This is a genomic window from Rhizobium sp. RM (genome assembly GCF_013390595.1).
GTDB lineage: Bacteria > Pseudomonadota > Alphaproteobacteria > Rhizobiales > Rhizobiaceae > Agrobacterium.
The window spans coordinates 604590-627813 of sequence record NZ_JACAWV010000008.1; the positions used below are offsets into that span (position 1 = coordinate 604590).

Consider the following 23224-nt stretch of genomic DNA (forward strand, 5'->3'; position numbering starts at 1 on the left):
CTTGCCCTGCATTGTGAGCGCGGTCGACAGGCGATTTACAGGGAAGAGGCATGAAACGGGCAGAACCGCACATGTTGCAGGTCAGCCAGAACGAGTTGCAAGCCATGGCGTATAGCGATCCGCTGACGGGGCTTGGCAACCGCTATCGCCTGCGTGACAAGGTTCGCATGCTCGCCAGCGAACGTTCCAGCGACCCCGCACCATTTACAGTTGGCATCGCCAACATCGACGGCTTCAAGCCGATCAACGATCTCTTCGGCGCACAAGCCGGCGACGAAATTCTCTGTCAGGTCGCACATCGCCTGAAAGCCTGCATTCCCGACGGCGCTGTTGTCACACGCCACGATGGCGATGAGTTTGCTTTCGTTCTGCCGTTGGTTTTCGAGCGAACCGGTGCCGAGCGCATCGGCAACATGATCAAGGACGTGCTGTCGGCGCCCTACGATCTGGGCGACCGCAATGTACGGCTTTCCTCGTCCTTCGGTTTTGCGATCTATCCCTTCGCCGGCAATGAATTCGAAGATCTTCTGAAAAGCGCCGAAACCGCGCTCTACCGTTCCAAGCGACGCGGTCGTGGCCAGATTACCGTCTATTCGCGCGAAATTGCGCAGGAGATGAAGCGGGCGACGCAGCTTGAGCAGGCGTTGAGAAACGCCATCATTGCCGATGCCATCGACGTCCATTTTCAGCCGATCGTCAGGCTTGAGGAAGCGAAAGTCGTCGGTTTCGAGGCGCTTGCCCGCTGGAATGATCCCGATCTCGGTTTCGTTTCGCCGGCTGTCTTCGTGCCACTTGCCGAAGAGAGAGGGTTTATCGATGCCTTGTCGGAAACCTTGCTGAGAAAGGCTGCGGAAGCGGCACTGTTCTGGCCCCGCGAGTTGTTTCTCTCCTTCAACCTGTCATCAGCACAGTTGATGGACCCCGGCACTGCCGACAACATCCTGTCCATTCTGGCTCGGGTCGGCCTCGATCCGCACCGCGTCGAGCTGGAAATCACCGAAACGGCCGTGATGACATCGGCGGACACCGCCCAGCGGATCATCAGCGATTTGCAGGCCGCCGGTGTGCGCATCTCTCTCGATGATTTCGGTACGGGCCAGTCGAGCCTTGGGCGACTGCGTGATTTTACCTTTGACAAGGTGAAGATTGATCGGGCGTTCGTCTCCCGCATAAGCACCGATCGTCCCTCGGAGCACATCATCAAGGCGATTGTCGCCATGTGCGAAGGGCTTGATCTGGAGGTTGTGGCTGAAGGGATCGAGGAACGGGTGGAAGAGGAAAAGCTGCGCGCCCTCGGCTGTGCCATGGGGCAGGGATATTTCTACGGCCGGCCGGCCGATGCTGCCGCCACCCAGCGTTACCTCCACGAGAACTACCGCGAAATGTCGACGGATATGCCCTGACGATGTCTATGGGCTGACCGCACAAGATCATGCGATGTCCCAAAACGAAGCCCCGAAACGGTGCGAACCATTTCGGGGCTTTTCTGATAGTTCGACGTGAAGATCAAACGTCGTCAAAGACGGTAGGCCGGCTCAAAAGTGCCCTGGACGTCGATGCCCAGCTCAAAGGTCTGTCCATGCGATGGATTGGCGGCGATCGCCACATCATCCAGATGTTCGCGCGCGGACGTGACGAGAAGACGCGATGCGTCGGGACCGATAAAGGCCGGGCAGGTTGTCTGTCCTGCCGGGATCATGTAGCGCTCTACGTGGTTTCCCTGCGGGTCGTAACGATCCACGGCCCCGATGCCCCAACGTGCATTCCAGATATGGCCTTGCGCATCGCACACCGACCCATCGATACCCCCGGGTACGCCGGATGAATCGACGAATACCGTCGACGGGCCAACCGGCAGGCCGGTTTGAGGGTCAAGCGGCACCTTCATCAGTTTGTTGACTTTGGTGTCGGTGTAATATCCGGTTTCGCCGCCCGGCGAAAAGCAGATCGAATTGGGGATGCTGATCTCGGGAAACAGCTTCGTCACATGGCCTTTGGCGACGTGATAGACACTGCCCGCGCCGGTCTCCGCCGTTCGGCCCATAGTCCCGATCCATAGGGCACCGGACGGATGGATCCGCCCATCATTTGAGCGGTTGCCGGGAAGATCCGTTTCAAGTTCTGCGTGAAGGGAAAGAACGCCGGTTGCGGTATCGCGAATGAACAGGCCATCGTCGGATGCGATGAGTTGCTTGTCATCGTTGATCTTCGCAAGTGCGCTTCCCATGAAGGGCAGGGCATGCACGGTTTTGCGACCGGACGCGAGGTGCAGTTCGTGCAGCTCGCGTTCGAGAATGTTGAACCACCAGGCTGTGCCCGTAACGGGATCATAGGTCGGTCCTTCGCCGAGCGTCAGCGCTGCATCATCAAGCACGGTTCCGGCGAAGGCGTGGGTCGTTGTCATCGCACTATCCTCCGATGGCGGCATCGTAAGCAGCAAGGGTCACGACCGCACGCTCACGGACCTCTGCTGCCGTCATGCCGGGCTTGTAAAGGCTGGTTCCGAGACCAAAGGCGGTGATGCCTGCACTGGTGTATTCGGAGAAGTTCTTGTCTGAAACGCCACCCACAGCGGCAATGACCAGATCCTTCGGCAAAATTGTGCGGATGGCATTGATGCCGGACGGACCAATAATGCTGGCCGGGAAGAATTTCAGACCCGTTGCGCCAGCCTTGGCGGCAACGAGAGCTTCGGTCGGCGTCAGGACACCGGGCATCGTCACCATGCCCTTTACCCGGGCAGCGACGATGACATCAGGGTCCGCATTCGGGCTGACCACAAGTTTGCCGCCGGCCGCATCGAGTTGTTCAACTTCTTCGGTCGTCAGTACGGTGCCGGCACCGATCAGGCAGTCGGCCGGTGCCATTTTCGCGGCGATTTCGATGGAGCGGAACGGCTCTGGCGAATTCAGCGGAATTTCGATGGCGCGAAAACCGGTTTCGATCAGGGCGCCTACGACGCCTTCCGTTTCCTCAGGCTTGAGGCCGCGTAGAATCGCGATCAACGGGTATTTGATGGAAGGAAAGGGGATACGCATGATAGTCGTCCTTATGCCCAGATGGCGTTTGCGGCGGCGAGCAATCCGCGCCGTACGGCCTCGTCTGCGTCGATGACCGTATAGGGAATGGAGAGCGCTCTGAAGGCGCCCTCATAGAGAGTGGAAAGTGGCCCGGAACCGATCAAGACAACCGGCGTATCTTTCGAGGCGATGGAGTGCGCGCCGGAAATCTCGAGGCCGATCATGATGCCGGAGAGCTTGGCTTTTGCGTCCGTCGCCGAAAGTCCATGCAGCAGCTGGCCAGAGCGGAGGGTGAACAGCCGGTTGGTCGCCATCTGCGGGCGCTCGTATATATCAGCCACCGCTGCCTTGAATGCCGCGTGGTCGCCGGTGAAGCCTTCCGCTTCCGCCAGTGCATGCGACAGGATCGTCTGCTTGGAGATGACGTCGAACAGCTCACCGGTCATGAAAGTTGCAAACCCCGTGACCTGTTCACCACTGACAGTTACCCACTTGGAATGCGTTCCGGGCATGCAGACCAGTTTTTCGCCTCCGCCGGCTGAGGTCAGTGCACCCAGCAATTGGGTTTCTTCGCCACGAATGACATCGGGCGCGGTAGCTGCACGCTGGGCGAGACCCGGCAAAATGCGAACGTCACGTTCCTGCCCCGGTACACGCACTGCCCCATTCATCACGGAGGAAAGGGTGGCGGGCACGTCGATGTAGCCGGCTTCAACCCAGCCCTGGCGTGCGCCGGCCATGCCGCAGACGAGAACCGGAAGGCCTGCTGGGGCCTGAATGGCATCGAGATGGGTTTGCAGCACCTCCGCGAAACCGGTACGCATGGCGGTCGTCATGCCTTCCGCGCTGCGTCTTTCGGCAAGCACCTCGCCCGATCGGCTCATCAGCCAGAGCCGGAAACTGGTTGTTCCCCAGTCGACGGCGATAAAAGCGGGTTCGGACATTATAAAAGGCCTCCGTCTACAATAATGGATTGCGCCGTGATGGCGCGTGATGTCGATGATGCGAGAAACAGGCACGGGCCCGCGAGATCGTCTGCCAGAAGCGTTCGCTTCAGACACTGACGTTGTGTCGTCGTGGCAATGGAATCATCGGTAAGCCAGAGTTCCTTTTGCCGTTCGGTCACGATCATGCCCGGCAAGAGTGCATTGACGCGGATGTTTTCCGGGCCAAGTCGCCCTGCAAGGCTCTTCGTCAGTCCGATGATGCCGGCTTTTGCCGTTGCGTAGGAGGGCAGGTCTCCCATATTGAGAAGGAAGGAGATCGATGAAAAATTGATGATCGAGGCTTCGCCGGCTTGTCGCAGAAAAGGCAGAGCAGCCTGAGTGACGAAGAACATCTGCTTCAGATTGACCGACTGGTTGTTGTCCCAATAGCTTTCCGTGACGGTGTCGATGTCGTGGCGGTCATCCCAGGCGGCATTGTTGATAAGTACCTTGATTCCGTCCGTCGCTCGGGCAGCGTCCTTCACTACGTCGCCAATCTCCGATGTTTTACGCAGATCGGCGTTGAAAAATCGCACGGGATTCCGGGTCGTTGCCGAAAGTCTCTCTGCAAGGGCTCTGCTTGGCTCTTCGGCAATGTCTATGAATGATACTCTTGCACCTTGAACCGCAAAGGCCTCTACGAGCGCTGCGCCAATGCCTGAGCCGCCTCCCGTAATCAGGACGCCCTCGTCCTGGAGATCCGGAAACTTGGCTTCGATCATAATATCGTCTCGTGGGTTTGCACTTGCTTGTTCCATTATTTGGAACTAGATTTTATTAAATGGAATTATTCTCTTGGCTTCGAATGGATGTCAAGGCAGATAACGGCGGATATATCATGGCCAATGGCGACAGGCAGAGCGCCTCTTCGGACGTCAATTCCCGTGAGGACAGCACGACAGGCACACTGGGAAAGGCCATTTCTCTCTTAGAACTGGTTGCGATTGCTGAAAAGCCGATGCGTTTCACCGATATCGTCGAAGCGTCCGGTCAGCCGCGTGGGACGGTTCACCGCCAGTTGACGCATCTCGTTGCTGAGGGTTTGATCGAACAGTCTACCGATCAGACCTATGCCGTTGGCTTGAGGCTTCTGCGATTTGCAGCGCGGGCATGGAGTGGAAACGATCTTCGCAGTGTCGCTACCTCTCATCTGACAGCCCTGCACGAAGCAACAGGAGAATCTGTTCATCTTGGCGTTCTGTACGGCGGGGAGGTCACCTATCTCGACAAGATCGAGGGGAAGCATGCCCTTCGAATGCATTCGCAGGTCGGCAATTCGTCTCCGGCCTATTGTACCGGAGTTGGCAAGGCAGCCTTGTCGCTCCTGTCCGATCTCGAAGTCAGGACTATTGCGGCAAATCTGAATTTCCATCGCTTTACGGAAAACACTCTTCTCGACGCCGAAGCACTTCTTGCTGAAATATCTGCAATCCGTAACACTGGGTATGGTTTTGATCGACAGGAGCACGAAGTCGGCATTCACTGCGTCGCCGCGCCGATTAAGGCGACAGGGCGCAACTTTCAGGCGGCGGTGTCTGTGACGGGACCCGCCTACCGCATTAGCCTGGAACAATTGACGTTGTGGGGAACTCTTGTTGGCGAAACCGCCGAAAAAATAGCGCTGGAGCTACGTTACAGGCTGCCGCCTGTTGCGGGGTCCCATTGAAGATACGGGGAAGAACCCTTAGGCGGAAAGTTCTTCCTTTTGTGCATATATGATTAAATATTCAACTTTTGTTTGCATGAATCGTTTTGGTGAGTAAATTTCACAACAATCGCCATGCGAAATTTTAAACTTCGCTACGGCCTCTCCCATTTTCGAAGAATCGCTTTGATGCAGAATATGAAGACGACCGCCGTTCCGACGTTTGGTGTTGATTGCGTTCGAGAGATCGCAGGTCTCAACACGCAATTCGATATTTTCCGGTTTCTGAAACGCCTAACGGAGGCGTGGGAGTTCAAGGCCTTCATGGTTCTGGACCTGTCGGCGGAAATCACCAGCGAACTGTCGCAACACACCATCATCACCAGCTGGCCGGCAGAACTCCTGCAACGCTATGACGAAGAAGGGCTGTTGCAGAAGAGCAAGGTTATGGCGCACCTGCGCAAAACCACCACACCTTTTGACGTCTCCGTTGATTTCCTTTCCAAGGGAACGGATACAACCGCCAAGAAAACGCTCATCGGCCTCTTCGAGAGGTTCGAAATGGTCAACTCCGTCTGGTTTCCGGTGCACGACGTGACGGCATATCGGGGCGCGGTTTCCTTTTCGGGGAACAAAACTTCCTTGGGCCAGGGGCAGATTGCCGAACTCTTTTACATAGCGACGCATATATTCGCGCGTCTTTCGGAAATTCGGCGCCAGGATCTGCGTGTTCCCGAAACCTTAAGCGAGAGGGAAATCGACTGCCTGAATTGGACGGCGGCCGGCAAGACAAGCGCTGAAATCGCCGAGATCATGATGTTGTCGGAGCACACCATCAATCATTATCTGAACCGGGCGACGAAGAAACTCGACACCGTCAACCGCACGCAGGCAGTAGCAAAGGCTTTACGTGTTGGCCTGATAAAATAACGAAATCGCTATTTTATCATTGTGATAAACCCTTTCGTGGGCGATCCTCTTTTCGAATCACCGGAAAGGAGAAATCGTTTGCCGGAAAAGCGTAAGGTAAAAGCGGGATTTTCTCCTACCGTCGATTGCGCTGTGCTGGTCGTTGCTGCCGAAAAGGGTTTTGCTGCCGATGAAGGGGTGGTGCTGGAGCTTGTCCGCAAGAAAACTGCGCGCGCTGTCATCGGCGCGCTGAGCGAAAACGAAGTAGAGATTGCCCACCTGCCGGCGCCCGTTCCTGTTGGTTCCGCAGTCGGGCTCGATGATGTGCCTGATGGTGTCATCGGAATTTTTACGCTGGCCCTTGGTGGCTCGGCGATTACTGTTTCCCACGAATTCTATGATGAACTGTATCGCGAAGGGCTGAAACTGCCTGACCCTGCCGCGTTCGGCCGAGCCGTGGCGCGTGTCTGCGGTGCGCGCAGAGCATCCGGCGAAAATCCGCCCGTCTTTGCCATGGAGAGCATTGTCTCGACGCCTTTCTATGTGTTGCGATATCTTCTGGGGAGTTGCGGTGTCCTGCTCGGACGCGACATGGAAATTGTCGAAGCGGCGCCGGACGTGCTGCCGGCATTGATCGAGGGCGGCAAAGTCGACGCCATTTACACGGCCGAGCCAGCGGGAAGCGCGGTTGTGCTGACGGGCGCGGGGCGGATCGTCACGACAGGAGCCCTTATCTGGCAAAATGCACCGGAAAAATTGCTGGCTACGAAGCGACAATGGGCAGATGAGAACGCGGATCTGCTGGAAGGATTGCTGCGGGCTCTCTATCGGGCCGGAGAATGGTGTACGAACCAGGCCAATATCGAAGAACTGGCCGGTATCCTGGCAGCGCCGCATTATCTGCAGACCAACGGCGAATTTCTGCTGCCTGCCTTGACGGGATACATCTCAACTTCCGTGCGTGATATGCAGCGGCATCCCGAATTCTTCGTCACAAGCGCAAAGGCCGCCAACTTTCCCTGGCAGAGCCAGGCGCTGTGGTTCTTCAGTCAGATGCTGCGCTGGGGTGAGATTGCCGGGAACTTGCGCCACGATGCGAAAATTGTTGAAGCCGCGCAAAATGCTTACAGGCCGGACATCTACCGCAAGGCAATGAAGCCGCTTTTTGTGCCGGTGCCGGGTGCGAACCTCAAGCTCGAAGGCACGTTGAAACATCCCGTCTATGTCGGAGCATCGCGCACCGGTCTTGTGCTCGGCCCCGACTGTTTCTTCGACGGCCGTGTTTTCGACCCGGAAACGCTTGAGATGGACGACGAAATCTGAAAGCCGACAGATCATGGTGCTTTGACATTGTCGGAGCGCTTCGGCTTGTCTATGGGTGGCGTGAAGACGCATCCCGCGTTTCTGCGGATGACGCAGTGGAGTACGAAGCACATGGCAGAGGTCAGCAAGCATCAGGTCGAAAAAGCGCTGGAGGCAATCGTCTATCCCGGCAGCGGCAAAAGCATTGTGAGCCTTGGCATGGTGTCTGAGATATTCATTGCCGACGCGAAGGCTTATTTTTCGATCACGGTCCCGGCGGACAAGGCCTCGGAGATGGAGCCGCTGAGGCTTGCGGCCGAACAGGCTGCAAAGAGCGTCCCTGGCATCGCTGGTGCGGTCGTCGCCCTGACTGCTGATCGCAAACCCGGTCAGCAACAGGCGGCCCGCCCGGCCGCCGCAACCGGTCGCGCGCCTGCCCAGACCCAGGCACCACGCGGTACGAAGGTCGGCGTTCCCGGTATCGGTGCCATCATCGCGGTCGCGTCGGGCAAGGGTGGCGTTGGCAAATCCACCACGGCGGTCAATCTGGCGCTTGGACTTCAGGCGATAGGCCTGCGAGTCGGCATTCTCGATGCCGACATCTATGGGCCGTCACTGCCCCGGCTTTTGAAAATTTCGGGTAAGCCCGAGCAACTTGAAGGCCGGATCATCGTTCCGATGGAAAATTACGGCCTCAAGGTCATGTCCATGGGGTTCCTCGTTGATGAGGAAGCGGCCATGATCTGGCGCGGCCCGATGGTGCAATCCGCCCTGATGCAGATGCTGCGCGAGGTTGCCTGGGGGGAGCTGGATGTTCTGGTCCTGGACATGCCGCCCGGCACGGGCGATGCGCAACTGACCATTGCCCAACAGGTTCCTCTGGCGGGTGCCGTGATCGTTTCTACCCCGCAGGATCTCGCCCTGATCGATGCGCGCAAGGGTATCACCATGTTCCGAAAGGTCGAGGTGCCGCTGCTCGGTATCGTCGAAAACATGAGTTACTTCATCGCTCCTGACACAGGAGCGCGCTACGATATTTTCGGTCACGGCGGCGCCAAGGCGGAAGCTGAACGCATCGGTGTGCCGTTCCTCGGAGAGGTGCCGCTGACCATCGGCATTCGAGAGATGTCGGATGCTGGCACGCCTGTTGTCGCTGCGGAGCCGAATGGTCCGCAGGCGCAGATTTATCGCGAAATCGCCGAAAAGGTTTGGGCGAGAATTGGTGCGGGAGAACGAAAAGCCGCGCCGAGAATAGTCTTCGAATAAGACAAAAGTCTATGTCGCGGCGTGCTGTTGCGACAATGGCTGTTTTAAATAATCCGGTTAAAACAGCCTGTTAAATGGACGTTGTTCGAAACTGATACGCCCGTCATGACGTTTATGCAGGGAGCTGTCGGCACGTTTGAAAAAATAGTGCTTGATTCCGTGTGGCATAGGGCGCATACGCCAGCGCCGTTTGGCTCATGGATCGTCTGAAGGCAGGCGAGACACAAAATCTGAAGCGTTGAATGTTTCTCTGAAGGAGACATTCCACGGTTTGCCGATAGCGAGTTGGATGTGTTAAGCAGCACTGCGGTCGTAGCGCGAACGCAGACCGGAGAAACGGATTGATAAAAGCCTATCGCGCCAATTGCGAGGCAATCGACCTGTCGCCAGACGATGGGATCGAACAGATTCCGACCGATATCGTGTGGATCGATCTCGTCAATCCTGACAGGGCGGAGGAGAAGCGTGTCGAAAGTCTGCTTGGCCTCGATCTGCCGACCCGTGAGGATCTCAAGGACATCGAGCCTTCCAGCCGGCTTTACACGGAAGGCGGCAATGTCTTCATGACCGCCTCGCTGGTCTGGAAGGTCGATTCGGAAGATCCGCGCCTGACGGATGTCGCCTTCATCCTGGCTGGTGAACGTCTCGTCACGATCCGTTATGCCGAACCGAAATCCTTCAACCTGTTCATTTCCGCGATCACCCGCGTACCGCACGACATGCGCAGTGGAACCGCGCTCTTGTTGAAGCTGCTGGAAACCATTGTCGATCGCACGGCTGAAATTCTGGAAAATTCTGTGGTCGGCATCGACAACCTGGCTGCGGATATTCTCGGCAGCCAGTCGCGCAACAAGCGCAAGGCACCACGATATCTCGAAGATCGTCTCGCCAATATCGCGTCCTATCACCGCCTGATCTCGAAGGTTCGTGACAGTCTGACCTCGTTGGCGCGCATGCAGACGTTTCTGCACACGACGGTTCAGATTCAGAAGGACAAGGAAGCCAGGGAACTTGGCAAGTTGATCGTGCGCGATATCCAGTCGCTTTCGGAACACGCCTCCTTCATTTCCGGCAACCTGACGTTTCTGCTGGATGCGTCGCTCGGCATCATCAATGTCGAGCAGAATGCCATCATCAAGATTTTCTCCATCGCCTCGGTGGTCTTTTTACCGCCCACGCTCGTGGCGTCGGTCTATGGTATGAACTTTGAGATCATGCCGGAGTTGAAATGGGCGATCGGTTATCCGGTTGCGCTGTTCATCATGGTGATGTCGGCAATCATTCCGTTTCTTTTTTTTCGTTGGAAGGGCTGGCTCTAAAGGGTCAGGATCATCATGTCGCAAGTCTTCGACAAAGACTCTACCGAAAAACCCGAGGCGGGTGAGGACCATGCAAACAAGGGCCTCTATGCGGCCATTCTGGGCTCCATCGGCGTTGTTTATGGTGATATCGGTACAAGCCCGCTTTATGCCTTCCGCGAAGCGCTGCGCCCTATTTCCCATGACGGCGTGACCACCGACGAAGTCATTGGTCTCACCTCTCTGATGATCTGGGCTTTGACGATCATCGTGACGTTCAAATATATCAGCCTTCTTTTGCGCGCCGACAACGACGGTGAGGGTGGTACGCTCTCGCTCCTTGCCCTGTTGATGAAAACCGCAGGCACGCATCGTAGCGTCCTCATTTTTCTCGGCCTGATCGGCGCGGCGCTGTTTCTAGGCGACGCGATGATCACGCCAGCGCTTTCCGTGCTCTCTGCTGTTGAGGGCCTGAAGCTCGTTACGCCGGCCATGGATGAGTTCATCATCCCGATCTCTGTCGGCATTCTGATTGGTCTCTTTGCCATCCAGTCGCACGGTACGGGAACGGTCGCGAAATTCTTCGGTCCGATTACGGCAATCTGGTTCATCGTCATGGGTGGCATCGGTTTTGTTCACATCGCCGACGATTTCAATATTCTTTACGCATTCAACCCTTGGAACGCTGTCACGTTTTTGGCCAATGAGGGCTTTTACGGCATCGTCGTTCTGGGCGCGGTTTTCCTGACGATCACCGGTGCTGAAGCGCTTTATGCCGACCTCGGCCATTTTGGTCGCCGCCCCATTCAATGGGCGTGGTTCTGCCTGGTGTTTCCGGCTTTGACGCTGAATTATCTCGGTCAGGGTGCGCTGGTCCTCAAGGACCCGGCCGCAATGTTCAATCCGTTCTATCTGATGTTCCCTCAATGGGCGATTTTGCCGGCTGTCATTCTGGCGACGGCGGCGACGATCATCGCCAGCCAGGCGGTCATTACAGGCGCATTTTCTCTTGTTCGACAGGCCATCCATCTTGGCTATCTGCCGCGCATGGAAATTCTCTTCACCTCGGAAACTAATACAGGGCAGATTTATCTGCCGGCCGTGAACACGGTTCTGCTGTTTGGCGTCGTTGCCCTGGTTCTGACATTCAAAAGCTCAGATGCACTTGCGACCGCTTACGGTATCTCCGTGACCGGTGCGATGGTTGTGACAAGCCTTATGTTTTTTGAGTTCGTTCGTAAGCGTTGGCAGTGGCCGCTTTATCTCGCCGTCGGCGTGCTGGCGCCACTTCTCGCGCTCGAGCTCGTCTTCCTGGGTGCCAACCTCCTCAAGATTCACGATGGTGGTTACGTGCCAGTCCTGCTGGCGATTGCCTTTACGGTGATCATGACAACCTGGCAGCGTGGCTCGAAGATCCTGTTTGCCAAGACCCGCCGCACCGATGTGCCGTTGAAGGCGTTCATTGCGTCGGTAGAGAAAGAAAGCGCCCACGCTCCGGTTCGGGTACCCGGCACAGCGATCTTCCTTACGGGCGATCCGGAAACCGCACCGGCTGCGTTGCTGCACAATCTCAAGCACAATCACGTTCTGCACGACAAGAACGTCATCCTGACGATCCGCACCGAGGATCAGCCGCGCGTTCATCCCGAAGACCGTTATACGTTGACGAAGATGAGCGAACGTTTCGTGGTGGTTGAACTGCATTTTGGCTTCATGGAAACGCAGAACGTCACCCAGGGTCTCGGTTATCTCAGGCGTACCGGCTACAAGTTCGACATCATGTCGACCTCGTTTTATCTCGGCCGTAGAAAGCTTGTGCCGGACCCGAAGTCGGGCATGCCGGGTTGGCAAAACCGCCTGTTCATTGCGCTTGCCGAAACGGCGGCCGACCCTTCGGATTACTTCCGTCTTCCGGCCAACCGCGTTGTGGAACTGGGCTCTCACGTCGTCATCTGACTATTAGAAACTGGTTACACATTAACGTGAAGCCGTATCCGTCTCCGGCGTTAACCAACCATCAAGGTTAATAAGAGATTCTCGAACGCATGTAACAAGTGTCGTTGCCTGTGTTCGGAGTGCGGGTTTTGCGTTCGAAAAGTGTCATGCGTCGTCGGTCCTTTGCGTCCGTTGAAAAATGGGCTTCGCCCGTGGTGTTCGGCCTGGCCGCCTGGCTGGCCTTTCCATCATTCGCCGCGCGAGCGGATCTGGCCTCAATGCTGGCGGGGCTGGACAGGGGAGGCGAACAATGGCGGATGGTGCTGACCAACTCACCGGCAGGTTCAGTTCATGACGCCTCGCTTGCATTTGACGAGGCCAAGGACACAACCCTCTCAGGCAGTGGCATGACCTTGCCGGATGGCCGAAAGGTTGCTTTCGTCACCAACAAGAAGGGTGAGGAAACGTCGCCGGACAGCGACCGCGTCAATCGCGCGGCAAAAAAGGGCCGGGTGGTCGCCACCGAAATCATGCAGCCGCCCAAAGCATTCACTGCCGGTTCCGTTCTACAGCGCACCAGCATGTTGGATATCGAGCCGTTGAAACGCAAGGACCGCGCCGGTTTCGTGAAATCGAAACGCAGCAAGGACGTGGAACTGGCGTCTTTCTATTTCCGCCGTGAGGAAAAGAAGGCTGACAGATCAGTCTCTCCAATGCTGGCTGAACTGGTGACAAATCGCACGCCGGATATTCTTGCCACCGCTTATGCACCGGCCGAGCCGGATTTTGCCCGAGAGTCGCCGTTTGATGCGATTCTCAAGAAGCCGGATGCGGGTCGCTTTGTGCCCAAAATCGGTGAAGGCGATCACGCCTGGGCCGCGACGGCTCTCCCAGCCGACGTCTTTTCCGCTGCTGAACAGCAGTGCCTTGCGTCCGGCATCTATTTCGAGGCCCGAGGCGAGTCCGTCAAAGGTCAGGCGGCAGTGGCGCAGGTTATCCTGAACCGTGTGCGTAACCCCGCTTATCCCAAGACTATTTGTGGTGTTGTTTATCAGAACCAGGATTGGCGCAATCGCTGCCAGTTTTCCTTTGCCTGTGACAACATCAGGGACCGCGTCAACTCGCAGCGCCACTGGAAGATGGCGCGTGAGGTTGCGATGGCGACAACGTCCGGCAAGATCTGGCTGACCGAAGTGGGCTCAGCGACCCATTACCATGCGGTTTACGTGCGTCCCGCCTGGGGCAAGACGATGAAAAAAGTCGGGAGAATCGGTTTGCACGTCTTCTACCGGACGTATGGCGGCGGCTGGAGCTGATAAGCACCCGAAATTGTCGCATTTTTCGTGTCAAAAATGCCGATTCCCGCGACAAACATCACCTGCAAATGCCGATTTTGGCGCAAGTCATTGTTTTTCAATGATTAATTTGTGCTGAATCAAGCGGTGTCAGTGCCTTGACTACAGAAGCCCCTAAAACTATGTTGCGGCCGACTTCAGAGCGGGCTGGAACAGGCTTAATCCGTCACCGTTTACAACTCCAAAGGGTTCTGGCATGGCTGGAACGGAGGAAATGGGCAGGATTTCGAGATGACTAGCAACCGTAACGATAGTCTGGACGAGCGCCGCAAGCGCCTAGCCGATGAACTGGCGAAGGTGAAGGCGGAGGATGAGGCGGAAGAGAGGGCGGAGCGCAACGCAGCCGAAAGCCGAAAGGGCTTTGCGACGGCGATCAAGCTTTCCTCTGAGTTCATTTCGGCCATCTTGGTCGGCGCTATGCTGGGTTATCTTCTGGACTATTTTGCCGGCACGTCGCCGTGGGGGATGATCGTTCTTCTTCTTCTCGGTTTCTGCGCAGGCGTACTGAATGTGTTGCGCGCAGCAGGCATGGTGGCAAAGCCGCCATTGCTGGAGAAGGCGGACAAAAAGGACGAGGGTGGAAAGCACGGTCTGTGACCAGCTTTTCGGATAATTGAGAGATGGTGCCGCTACGCGCGGCGACAGGTAAAGAGGGCAGCCGGTGGCAAACGATCCGACCCATCAGTTCTTGGTGCAGCCGATCATTCCGATCGAAATCGGTGGAGTCGATTTTTCGTTCACCAATGCGTCGCTTTTCATGGTCGCGACCGTCGCAGCCGCTTCAGGCTTCCTGTATTTCGCAACGTCGACGCGCGGTCTGATCCCGACCCGTATGCAGTCCGTCGCGGAAATGTCTTACGAATTCATCGCTTCGATGTTGCGTGAAGGCGCAGGCAAGAAGGGAATGGTTTTCTTCCCCTTCGTGTTCTCGCTGTTCATGTTCGTGCTGACCGCGAACCTTCTCGGCATGTTCCCGTATTTCTTCACGGTTACCAGCCAGATCATCGTTACCTTCGCGCTTGCCTGCCTGGTTATCGGCACGGTCATTGTCTACGGTTTCTACAAGCACGGCCTCCATTTCCTCGGCGTTTTCGCGCCGTCTGGTGTTCCGGCAGCACTCTTGCCGCTTGTTTCGGCAATTGAAGTGATTTCGTTCCTGTCCCGTCCGATCAGCCTCTCCGTTCGTCTCTTCGCGAACATGCTGGCCGGCCACATCACACTTAAAGTCTTCGCAGGCTTCGTTGCATCCATGAGCGCGCTCGGCGCGATCGGTGTCGGTGGCGCAATCCTGCCTCTTCTCATGACGGTCGCCATGACCGCTCTAGAATTTCTCGTTGCCTTCCTGCAAGCCTACGTCTTCGCGGTACTGACATGCATGTACCTGAACGACGCCGTGCACGGTGGTCACTGAGAAGTAAAGTCGCTGGCCCCGGCAATCGGGTGTCAAAAACAGCCGCAAACAACCATTTCGAAGGAGTCTCACATGGAAGCGGAAGCAGCAAAGTTCATCGGCGCAGGTCTCGCATGCCTCGGCATGGCTGGTACGTCTCTCGCACTCGGCCGTATCTTCGGTGATTACCTGTCCGGCGCACTGCGCAACCCGTCTGCTGCTGACAGCCAGTTCGGCCGTCTGGTATTCGGCTTCGCCGTTACGGAAGCTCTGGGCATCTTCTCGCTGCTCGTTGCTCTCCTTCTCCTGTTCGCTGTCTAATATCGGCATCAGGTTTGGATCACGGCTCGCAGATCAGCGTGCCGTGATCCTTCGCATTTGCAGTACCCCTGGAGGTGAGCATGTTCGTGACCGAGGCTTTTGCCCAGTCAGCACCGGCGTCTACTGAAACGACGACGCAAACACCGGCTGCAGGCCACGCAGCCCCGGAAGCAACGCATACGGAAACCGGCGTGGCGCATGGCGCCGAACACGGATCCGGCGTATTTCCGCCGTTCGACCAGTCGACATATGCATCCCAGCTTCTATGGCTGGCCATTACGTTCGGCCTTTTCTACGTGCTCATGCAAAAGGTCATCGTACCGCGCGTCGGCAGCATCCTCGAAGATCGCCACGGGCGCATCGCACAGGATCTCGACGAAGCGGCCCGGCTGAAGTCGGAAGCCGACGCAGCCGTCGAAACCTATGAAAAAGAACTTGCTGCTGCACGTGCAAAGGCGAGCTCTATCGGTTCTGCTGCTCGCGACGCCGCAAAGGCGAAAGCGGACGCTGACCGTGTTGCAATCGAGGCAGACCTTGCGGACAAGCTCGCAGCCGCTGAAAAGCGTATTGCCAGCATCAAGGAACAGGCTTTTGCCGACGTCGGTAATATTGCCGAAGAAACCGCGACCGCGATCGTTGACCAACTGGTTGGCGCCAAGGTCAAGGACACAGACGTTAAGGCTGCTGTTGCTGCCGCTTCGGAAGTGAAGGGAGTCTGATCATGGCGTTTGATGCATCATTTTTCGCTCTCGTCGGTCTCGTTCTCTTCTTCGTGCTGATTGCCTACCTCAAGGTTCCGGGCATGCTGGCGAAGTCGCTCGACGAGCGCGCGCAGAACATCACTGAGGAACTGGCGGAAGCCAAGCGCCTGCGTGAAGAGGCTCAGCATCTGCTGGCCGAGTACCAGCGCAAGCGTAAGGAAGCTGAAGCCGAAGCTGCTGGCATTGTTGCCGCGGCTGAGCGTGAAGCGGCTGCTCTGACGGCTGAGGCCAAGGCAAAGACGGAAGAATTCGTCGCACGCCGTACGGCTCTTTCCGAGCAGAAGATCAAGCAGGCCGAAGAAGACGCCATTGGCGCCGTTCGCTCTGCTGCTGTCGACATCGCGATTGCGGCGTCCGAGAAGCTGATTGCCGACAAGACGACGGCTGCTGCGAAAGCAAAGCTTTTTACCGCCACCATCGGCGAAGTGAAGTCGAAGCTGAACTAAGTTTCCTTCAGTTGTAATTAAAAGAACCCCTCCGGCTTGCCGCGAGGGGTTTTTTGTTTCGTGTATTGGCTGCGCCAGCATTCGCGACCGTCCATAATCAAGCGAATTGCGGCGAGCGGTCACCTGTTTTCGTTACGAAGACGTGCCCTCACGCTTCGCCGCTCTGGGCCATAAAAATGCCGCGGTCATTCGATGAAGGCATCCCTCAAAAGGAGAGTCCAATGATCTGCCGGCGGGAACATCTGCGGTCTTGCTTAGTCCTGGCGCAGTGGCCGGAAGCTCATGCGATGCAATGGGCAGGGGCCATGATCGTCAATGGCGCGCAGATGGGCTGCTGTGCCATAGCCCGCATGCCCCTCGAAGCCATAGGCGGGGTGCACCTGCGCGGCACGCTCCATCATCCTGTCCCTTGTGACCTTGGCAATAATCGACGCTGCGGCAATCGATAGCGAACGGCTGTCGCCTTTAATGACAGCCTTTGACTGGCAGGCGATGCCGGGGGGCATATCGCGTCCATCTGCCAAAACGAGAGATGGCGACACGGGAAGACCGAGCACGGCGCGTCGCATCGCGTCAAGGCTGGCGCGCAGGATGTTCATGTCATCGATCAGTGCTGGACCGGAGGAAGCGATGGAAACAAGCGAAGTTTCCATGATTTGTTTGAACAGCGCTTCTCGTTTTGCCTTGGAAAGCTTTTTTGAATCGTTGAGACCAGACGGAATATTGTCGGGGTCGAGAATAACGGCGGCTGCGACAACCGGGCCCGCAAGTGGTCCGCGCCCGGCCTCATCAGTCCCGGCAACGGGCCACAATCCGCCAGCCTTCGCCTCCAGTTCCAGGGAAAAATCCGGACCAGTGTCGAGCAGGTCGAAAAGAGCGGGAGAATCGGATGCGGTGCGGCGTTTCATGCGGCAGAAACTGGCACACACACCCGATCTCCTGCAAGCCCCCGGAAAGCGAGCGATGGGAAACAACCGGCCGATCAAGGGGCGTGGCGGGCTGCATCCACAGGTCTTCATGACCGTGATCCTCCAATGGGGCGGCAGGAGGAGTGATCGCACGCGAGGCGGCGGTTCCGGGGACATTATGACCGGCGCACCAGGGAAAACGCGTCGGACATTTCATTCAGCGTGTCGTGCAAAAGCATTGAGCGATTCAACGCTGACGACATGCGCGAAAACAGGCATCTGACGCGGGATATCCCGCGCAGGTCAAAGTAGAGAAAGCTGTACGCCGGAACCCCCCGGCGGTTTGAACAGATCGTCTCGGAGAAGAATGCCGCGACGCACCAGTCCGAGCCGCTTCGTTGCCATTTCGAACCGGCGTCCGATCTGCCAGGCGTAGGGACCTGCGCCCTTCATGCGCTTGCCGAACTCGGCGTCGTAATCCTTGCCGTCGCGCATGGAGCGAACGAGTGACATCACATGCCGGTAGCGGTCAGGATAATTCCGTAGCAGCCAGTCGCGAAACAACGGGCTGACTTCCAGTGGCAAACGCAACAACACGTAAGACGCCTCCGTGGCACCAGCGGCTTTGCCGGCTTCCAGTATCCGCTCGATCTCGTGGTCGTTGAGGGCAGGGATAACAGGCGCCATCATCACGGCTGAGGGAATGCCTGCGTCCGTCAAAGTCTTGATCGCCTCAAGCCGTTTTGCCGGTGTCGAGGCGCGTGGTTCCATCGTGCGCGCCAGCTTGCGGTCAAGTGTGGTAACCGAGATGCCGACCTTGACGAGCCCCTTACTCGCCAGGGGAGCGAGGATATCGATATCCCGTGTAATCAGCGCGGATTTGGTAACGATGGCGACGGGATGATCCGCCTCTGCGAGAACCTCGAGAATCTGGCGCATGATGCGCCATTCGCGCTCGATTGGCTGATAGGGGTCGGTATTGGTGCCGATGGCGATGACACGTGGCTTGTAGCCGGGCTTTCCGAGTTCTCTTTCAAGCAGCTTTGCCGCATCTGGCTTGGCAAACAGTTTCGATTCAAAATCCAATCCGGCAGACAGCCCCATATAGCTGTGTGTCGGGCGAGCAAAACAATAGATGCAGCCGTGTTCGCAGCCGCGGTAGGGATTGATGGAACGATCAAAAGGAATGTCCGGTGACTCGTTACGGGTGATGATAGAGCGTGGCTTTTCGACCTGCACTTCGGTGCGGAACTCCGGCATGTCTTCAAGCGTCTGCCAGCCATCGTCGAACACTTCATGCTGCAATTGCTCGAAGCGCCCACCTGGATTGATGCCGGCAGCACGTCCGCGCCGGCGGTCGATCTCGATGCGCAAGCCCGATGCGTCGGCCATCGCATTGGCAATATCCTGCGTATGGCCAGGCTGAAAGGCAGCCTCGCCCGAAAGCATATGGTCTCTCATCTGGGTGCTCCTTAGAGCGCATGTGCCGAAAAGGCCCATGAAACGCCCTAAACCGTTCCTCGCCGGACAGCGACTTCATCGCCTCTCCGAATGATTAAATTCCTACTGCAAAAAAAAGAACAATACAAGAACAAAATATCGTTGATCGCATATCATGCTCGCCGGTTGTGATGCCACGCGGGCAAATATGGCGTCGCCATCGGGCGTTAATTTTAATGGAAGAGATCCTGTTTTCGAAATGCTGGCGCAGTGGCAATTTATTGTGCGATGCGTTAAAGCTATGCACATGTTGACAGTCATTATGGAATGCCGGGATCAGGAACCGGAACTGGCGCACACGCTTTCAGCGCTGGTGACCGGCGCTGTTGAAGGGCTGGTAAGCGATGTGGTGATCCTGGATCACGGTTCGCGCGATGGATCGTCGCGCGTGGCCGATGCCGCTGGCTGCCGTTTTTATGTGCAGTGGGACATCGATGACGTCATGCGCTCTGTCCGCGGCGAGTGGATTTTACTGGTGGAGCCGGGGGCACGTCCACAGACCGGTTGGATCGAAGATATTCTCGAATATGTCTCTATCAACAAGTCGCCAGCACGGTTTTCGCCGTCCCGACATTACAAACGCTCGTTCTTCAGTCGCATAGCGCGGCGTCAGCCGCCTTTGGAATATGGCTATCTCATGCCGAAGAAGCACGCCATGACGATTGCCAAACCCGGCATGAACCTGTCGCAGCTCGTACACGCGCAAAAGCCACGCCGCCTGACAGCGGAACTCATACCATCCTGGGTCTTGAGCGCTGCGCGCTAATTGACGAAGAGATCGCTAATGGCGGTTACGATTTGCCGCGTTTGAGATGTTCATCCAGTCGCGGCATGATTTCCACGAAATTGCATGGCATGTGTCGGTAGTCGAGCTGCGCCTTGATGATGCCGTCCCAGGCGTCTTTGCAGGCGCCGGGCGAACCGGGCAAAACGAAGATGAAGGTGGCATTGGCGACCCCTCCCGTTGCCCTGGACTGGATGGTCGAGGTTCCGATCTTGTCGTAGGAAATGCGGTGGAACACTTCGGAGAAACCGTCCATCCGTTTTTCGAACAGGGGTTCCAGAGCCTCCGGCGTGACGTCGCGCCCGGTAAAGCCCGTGCCACCCGTGGTGATGACGACATCCACGTCGTCCGAAAGCGTCCAGTCGCGTACGGTTTCAAAAATCGCTGACTTGTCGTCCGGCACGATGGCGCGTGCAAAGAGCCGATGACCGGCCTCGGTGATCCGCGCTGCAAGTGTGTCGCCCGACTTGTCGTTTTCCAGCGTCCGCGTGTCAGAAACAGTCAGAACCGCGATGCCGACAGGAATGAAAGGTCTTTCGTTTGTCATGGCATCGTCCTCATTATGGATTGATCGTCAAATCGTTTGCGTGACCTGAAAATACCAGTCCGGTTTCTGGTTCCTAAGGGATACTTCGGCTGCCTTGGCTGCATCAAGAGACTGAAAAAGGCCAAAGCAGGTCGCGCCGGAACCGGACATGCGGACGATTGTGGCGTCGTGCTGCGCGAGCAAGGCTGAAATCTCCGAGATTTCCGGCAAGAGGGCTTTGGCTGGTGCTTCAAGATCGTTGCGGCTCTCCGCAACGAATGTCAGCCAATCTGCCTGTGGCTTTGCAGGCAGGGCAGGGTTGCTCTTGTTTTCTAACCGTCGGAAAATGTCCGGTGTCGAAACAGCCATCAACGGGTTGGCGAGTACCAGAAAAAGCTTTGGAAGATCGGTGATCACCTCGATTTCTTCGCCGATGCCGCGGGCAATCAGCGACTGGCTTTTAAGGCACATCGGGACATCGGCACCCAGCCGCAAAGCAATCTTTTCAAGCGATGCCGGATCGATTTTTGCATTCCAGTGTCGCAACAGACCGCGCAAGGTCGCAGCTGCATCTGCGGAACCTCCGCCGATACCGGAAGCCACAGGCAGATTCTTTTCAAGATGAATTTCGACGGGTCGTATGTCGATGCCCGTAAGAGTCTCGCGTAGCAGGTCGCGTGCACGGGTAACGAGGTTGTTGTTACCGTCGCCAGCGCGAAGAACCTCGCCAAACGGACCGGAAATCGAAAAATTGTCCTCTTTCGCATCACGGATGCGAATCACATCGCCTGCTTCGGTGAAGGTCACCAGCGTTTCCAGAAGATGATAACCATCGGCCCGTTGGCCGGTCACATGCAGGGCGAGATTGATCTTGGCCGGAGCGGTTTCGATTGTCTCGACCGCTCCGGAAACGTCATTCGCTTGCATGCCGCGTCAGGATTTCTTGTCCGGATTTGCAGCGGGCGAAGGTGGGGCTGGCGGCGGCGGCGCAGCTTCCTTCTTTGCCGTGTTTTCGGCGTCCTTCTCCAGCGGCGGCAGACCGTTGGCGATCTTTTCCTGGACCTTGGCCTTGTCCACGTCGTCACTGTCGCCGATCAGCGCGCGGTTCCACTGATATACGGCCTCGATCTTGCGGCCAACGCGCCAATAGGCGTCGCCAAGGTGGTCGTTGATGGTTGGGTCGCCGGCCTTGAGTTCGATCGCCCGCTCCAGCTCGGTGACCGCCTCATCAAAGGCTCCGAGGCGATAATGCGCCCAGCCAAGTGAATCGACGATATAGCCATCGTTCGGACGAAGCTCGACAGCGCGGCGGATCATGTCCATGCCTTCATCGAGATTGACGTTCCGGTCTACCCAGGAATAACCAAGGTAATTGAGAACTTGCGGCTGCTCGGGGTTGAGCTCAAGCGCGCGTTTGAAATTCGGCTCTGCCTTGTCCCATTCCTTCAGGCGTTCGTAAGCGATGCCACGCTGGAAGAACACGGACCAGTCGGACTTCTGTGGCACGGAACCGATGATCTCGATGGCCTTGTCATAGTTTTCCGCCATGGCCTTGTAGTCCTTGGCATCGGAAAGCACGCTGCCATAGGCGAGATAGGAGCGGATATCTTTGGGGTCGGAATCGAGCAGCGACTTCAGGTGCTGGCGTGCTTCGTCAACCTTGCCGGTCTGGGCAAGCGTCAAGCCGAGCTGCAATTCGGAGATGCGATGCATCGGCGAATCCTTCGGCACCTCGCGGTAGAAGGCAATCGCCCGTTCCGGTTGCTTCTGTGCTTCAGAAAGGCCGCCGAGCAGGATCAGCGTATCGGCACTGTTGGGGTCGAGACCACGCGACGTCTGCAGATAGAGCGTCACGATTTCTTCTGCACCCTCACGGTTGAGCGCGCCGGCAATCGAGAACATGACCGATGCGGCACCCTCGACGGCGTTGGTCACCTGCTGGGTCGGCTTTTCGCCTTTCTCGATCGATTCGCGCAGTGCTTTCAGCGGCGCGTAGTTCGGTGCGAATGTATCGCCAACAGCGATGGCGTCGAGCGCCTTCTGCTTGTTACCGGCTGTCGCCTCGAGACGAGCCAGGGCCATTACGGCACGCATATAGGTGTCGGATGCCGTGGCACCACCCTCGCGGTCGGTCACGGCTTCGTTCAGGCTCTTGCGCGCTGCGTCGATGTTCCCGGCAACCAGCGCAATCGCACCGGCATTGTATTTCTGGAAGATCGAAATCCAGCCTGGGCCCTTCATGTTGTTGACGAGCGCCAGTGCCTCCTTCGGCTTGCCGGAGCCGGCACGCGCCCATGCGCTCAACAGCGTGTTGACCATACGGTCCAGATCGTTCGGGCCGGTATATTTCAGGATCTTCTCGGCCTTCGCGAATTCCTTGTCTTTGATCGCATCAAGAGCCCGTACGATGGTCGTCACGCGCTCAACCGAGGCGTCCTCTTTCAGCGTGTCGGCGATTTTTGCGCCAGCCTCGAAGTTGCCGCTCAGCAGTTCGGCAATCATCAGCCGTTGGCGAATTTCGGAATTGGCGGGATCGTATTCCAGCGCCTTTTTGTAAAGCGAGATTGCCGTTGCATAGTCCTGATCGACGTCGGCTGTGCGCGCGGCAAGAAAGGCGCCAGAGAAGGTATTCACTTTGCCCGGATCGAAGGTAACGGTCTTTTCTTCCGGTTTCGTCTCTGCGAAGCCGGGTGTTGCACCTGCCCCAATGGTGAGAGCGGCGATAAGAGCCGCGCTGCAAAGAAGACGGAATGCTGGTTTGCGCCGCATGAGGGAACCTTTGCCTTTGTGCAGAAGCACGGAAAAATCAGTTTCCATTGTTTGGTCACGACAGAATGGCTTTTTTGGAGCAGGCCCGCAAGAAATTATGGCC

Annotated in this window: 23 protein-coding genes; 14 read left to right on the forward strand and 9 right to left on the reverse strand. The window is 57.1% G+C overall.

The genetic code is table 11. The features are described from left to right. Positions 1–50: 50 nt before the first annotated feature. On the forward strand, positions 51–1403 hold the full coding sequence (locus HWX89_RS11880; RefSeq protein ID WP_138794671.1) for a putative bifunctional diguanylate cyclase/phosphodiesterase: 1353 nt from the start codon (positions 51–53) through the stop codon (positions 1401–1403). Positions 1404–1516: 113 nt separating this feature from the next. On the opposite strand, the gene HWX89_RS11885 is transcribed toward HWX89_RS11880, so the two are convergent. The 4 genes from HWX89_RS11885 to HWX89_RS11900 are packed head-to-tail and all read right to left on the reverse strand — an operon-like array spanning position 1517 to position 4764. Then, complete coding sequence (locus tag HWX89_RS11885) at positions 1517–2404, reverse strand: SMP-30/gluconolactonase/LRE family protein (protein ID WP_138794672.1); 888 nt, start codon at positions 2402–2404, stop codon at positions 1517–1519. 4 nt (positions 2405–2408) lie between these two features. After that, positions 2409–3038 carry a 2-dehydro-3-deoxy-6-phosphogalactonate aldolase gene (locus tag HWX89_RS11890; RefSeq protein ID WP_138794673.1) on the reverse strand — a complete coding sequence of 210 codons (630 nt, stop codon included), beginning with the start codon at positions 3036–3038 and terminating at the stop codon, positions 2409–2411. Between the two features lie 11 nt (positions 3039–3049). Beyond that, entirely contained in the window at positions 3050–3964 is a 915-nt protein-coding gene (locus HWX89_RS11895; protein ID WP_138794674.1) for a 2-dehydro-3-deoxygalactonokinase, read from the reverse strand. Continuing rightward, on the reverse strand, positions 3964–4764 hold the full coding sequence (locus HWX89_RS11900) for an SDR family NAD(P)-dependent oxidoreductase (protein ID WP_138794675.1): 801 nt from the start codon (positions 4762–4764) through the stop codon (positions 3964–3966). The genes HWX89_RS11895 and HWX89_RS11900 overlap by 1 nt, the downstream gene beginning before the upstream one ends. A gap of 80 nt (positions 4765–4844) precedes the next feature. Here HWX89_RS11900 and HWX89_RS11905 point away from each other — a divergent pair, with 80 nt between their 5' ends. The 12 genes from HWX89_RS11905 to HWX89_RS11960 all read left to right on the forward strand — a co-directional run bounded on the left by HWX89_RS11905 (position 4845) and on the right by HWX89_RS11960 (position 16634). Further along, the gene (locus tag HWX89_RS11905) at positions 4845–5672 is read left to right on the forward strand and encodes an IclR family transcriptional regulator (RefSeq protein ID WP_246705136.1); all 828 of its coding nucleotides are present in this window, start codon (positions 4845–4847) and stop codon (positions 5670–5672) included. A 168-nt stretch (positions 5673–5840) separates the two neighbouring features. Then, positions 5841–6581, forward strand: a complete 741-nt coding sequence (locus HWX89_RS11910; RefSeq protein ID WP_138794677.1) for a helix-turn-helix transcriptional regulator — start codon at positions 5841–5843, stop codon at positions 6579–6581. 78 nt (positions 6582–6659) lie between these two features. Then, positions 6660–7883: a CmpA/NrtA family ABC transporter substrate-binding protein gene (locus tag HWX89_RS11915; RefSeq protein ID WP_138794678.1), complete on the forward strand. Its 1224-nt coding sequence runs from the start codon at positions 6660–6662 to the stop codon at positions 7881–7883. Between the two features lie 111 nt (positions 7884–7994). Beyond that, positions 7995–9128, forward strand: coding sequence for an Mrp/NBP35 family ATP-binding protein (locus tag HWX89_RS11920; RefSeq protein ID WP_138794679.1), 1134 nt, complete (start codon positions 7995–7997; stop codon positions 9126–9128). 341 nt (positions 9129–9469) lie between these two features. Further along, positions 9470–10447, forward strand: a complete 978-nt coding sequence (locus HWX89_RS11925) for a magnesium transporter CorA family protein (RefSeq protein WP_138794680.1) — start codon at positions 9470–9472, stop codon at positions 10445–10447. A 15-nt stretch (positions 10448–10462) separates the two neighbouring features. Beyond that, complete coding sequence (locus tag HWX89_RS11930) at positions 10463–12382, forward strand: potassium transporter Kup (RefSeq protein WP_138794681.1); 1920 nt, start codon at positions 10463–10465, stop codon at positions 12380–12382. A gap of 146 nt (positions 12383–12528) precedes the next feature. Next, on the forward strand, positions 12529–13677 hold the full coding sequence (locus tag HWX89_RS11935; RefSeq protein WP_178340716.1) for a cell wall hydrolase: 1149 nt from the start codon (positions 12529–12531) through the stop codon (positions 13675–13677). 270 nt (positions 13678–13947) lie between these two features. Continuing rightward, positions 13948–14313 (forward strand): AtpZ/AtpI family protein, encoded by a 366-nt coding sequence (locus tag HWX89_RS11940; RefSeq protein WP_138794683.1) that lies wholly within the window; start codon positions 13948–13950, stop codon positions 14311–14313. A 64-nt stretch (positions 14314–14377) separates the two neighbouring features. After that, positions 14378–15127, forward strand: coding sequence for a F0F1 ATP synthase subunit A (locus tag HWX89_RS11945; RefSeq protein WP_138794684.1), 750 nt, complete (start codon positions 14378–14380; stop codon positions 15125–15127). 72 nt (positions 15128–15199) lie between these two features. After that, on the forward strand, positions 15200–15427 hold the full coding sequence (locus HWX89_RS11950) for a F0F1 ATP synthase subunit C (protein ID WP_138794685.1): 228 nt from the start codon (positions 15200–15202) through the stop codon (positions 15425–15427). Positions 15428–15507: 80 nt separating this feature from the next. Further along, positions 15508–16146 carry a F0F1 ATP synthase subunit B gene (locus tag HWX89_RS11955; protein ID WP_138794686.1) on the forward strand — a complete coding sequence of 213 codons (639 nt, stop codon included), beginning with the start codon at positions 15508–15510 and terminating at the stop codon, positions 16144–16146. 2 nt (positions 16147–16148) lie between these two features. Further along, entirely contained in the window at positions 16149–16634 is a 486-nt protein-coding gene (locus tag HWX89_RS11960; RefSeq protein ID WP_138794687.1) for a F0F1 ATP synthase subunit B, read from the forward strand. 254 nt (positions 16635–16888) lie between these two features. Here HWX89_RS11960 and rnhB read toward each other — a convergent pair whose 3' ends face one another. Next, positions 16889–17542 carry a ribonuclease HII gene (rnhB, locus tag HWX89_RS11965; RefSeq protein ID WP_138794957.1) on the reverse strand — a complete coding sequence of 218 codons (654 nt, stop codon included), beginning with the start codon at positions 17540–17542 and terminating at the stop codon, positions 16889–16891. Positions 17543–17845: 303 nt separating this feature from the next. Next, positions 17846–19003 (reverse strand): PA0069 family radical SAM protein, encoded by a 1158-nt coding sequence (locus tag HWX89_RS11970; protein WP_138794688.1) that lies wholly within the window; start codon positions 19001–19003, stop codon positions 17846–17848. Between the two features lie 286 nt (positions 19004–19289). Between HWX89_RS11970 and HWX89_RS11975 the strand changes: the two genes are divergently transcribed. Further along, positions 19290–19808, forward strand: a complete 519-nt coding sequence (locus HWX89_RS11975) for a glycosyl transferase (protein WP_138794689.1) — start codon at positions 19290–19292, stop codon at positions 19806–19808. 25 nt (positions 19809–19833) lie between these two features. Here HWX89_RS11975 and moaB read toward each other — a convergent pair whose 3' ends face one another. From moaB to HWX89_RS11990, 3 genes are read right to left on the reverse strand one after another with little or no spacing between them, the layout of a single operon-like run. Then, a complete protein-coding gene (moaB, locus tag HWX89_RS11980; RefSeq protein ID WP_138794690.1) occupies positions 19834–20373 on the reverse strand; it encodes a molybdenum cofactor biosynthesis protein B in 540 nt (179 codons plus the stop codon). A gap of 27 nt (positions 20374–20400) precedes the next feature. After that, complete coding sequence (locus HWX89_RS11985; protein WP_138794691.1) at positions 20401–21279, reverse strand: 4-(cytidine 5'-diphospho)-2-C-methyl-D-erythritol kinase; 879 nt, start codon at positions 21277–21279, stop codon at positions 20401–20403. A 6-nt stretch (positions 21280–21285) separates the two neighbouring features. After that, positions 21286–23169, reverse strand: a complete 1884-nt coding sequence (locus tag HWX89_RS11990) for a tetratricopeptide repeat protein (protein ID WP_178340717.1) — start codon at positions 23167–23169, stop codon at positions 21286–21288. Positions 23170–23224: the final 55 nt, after the last annotated feature.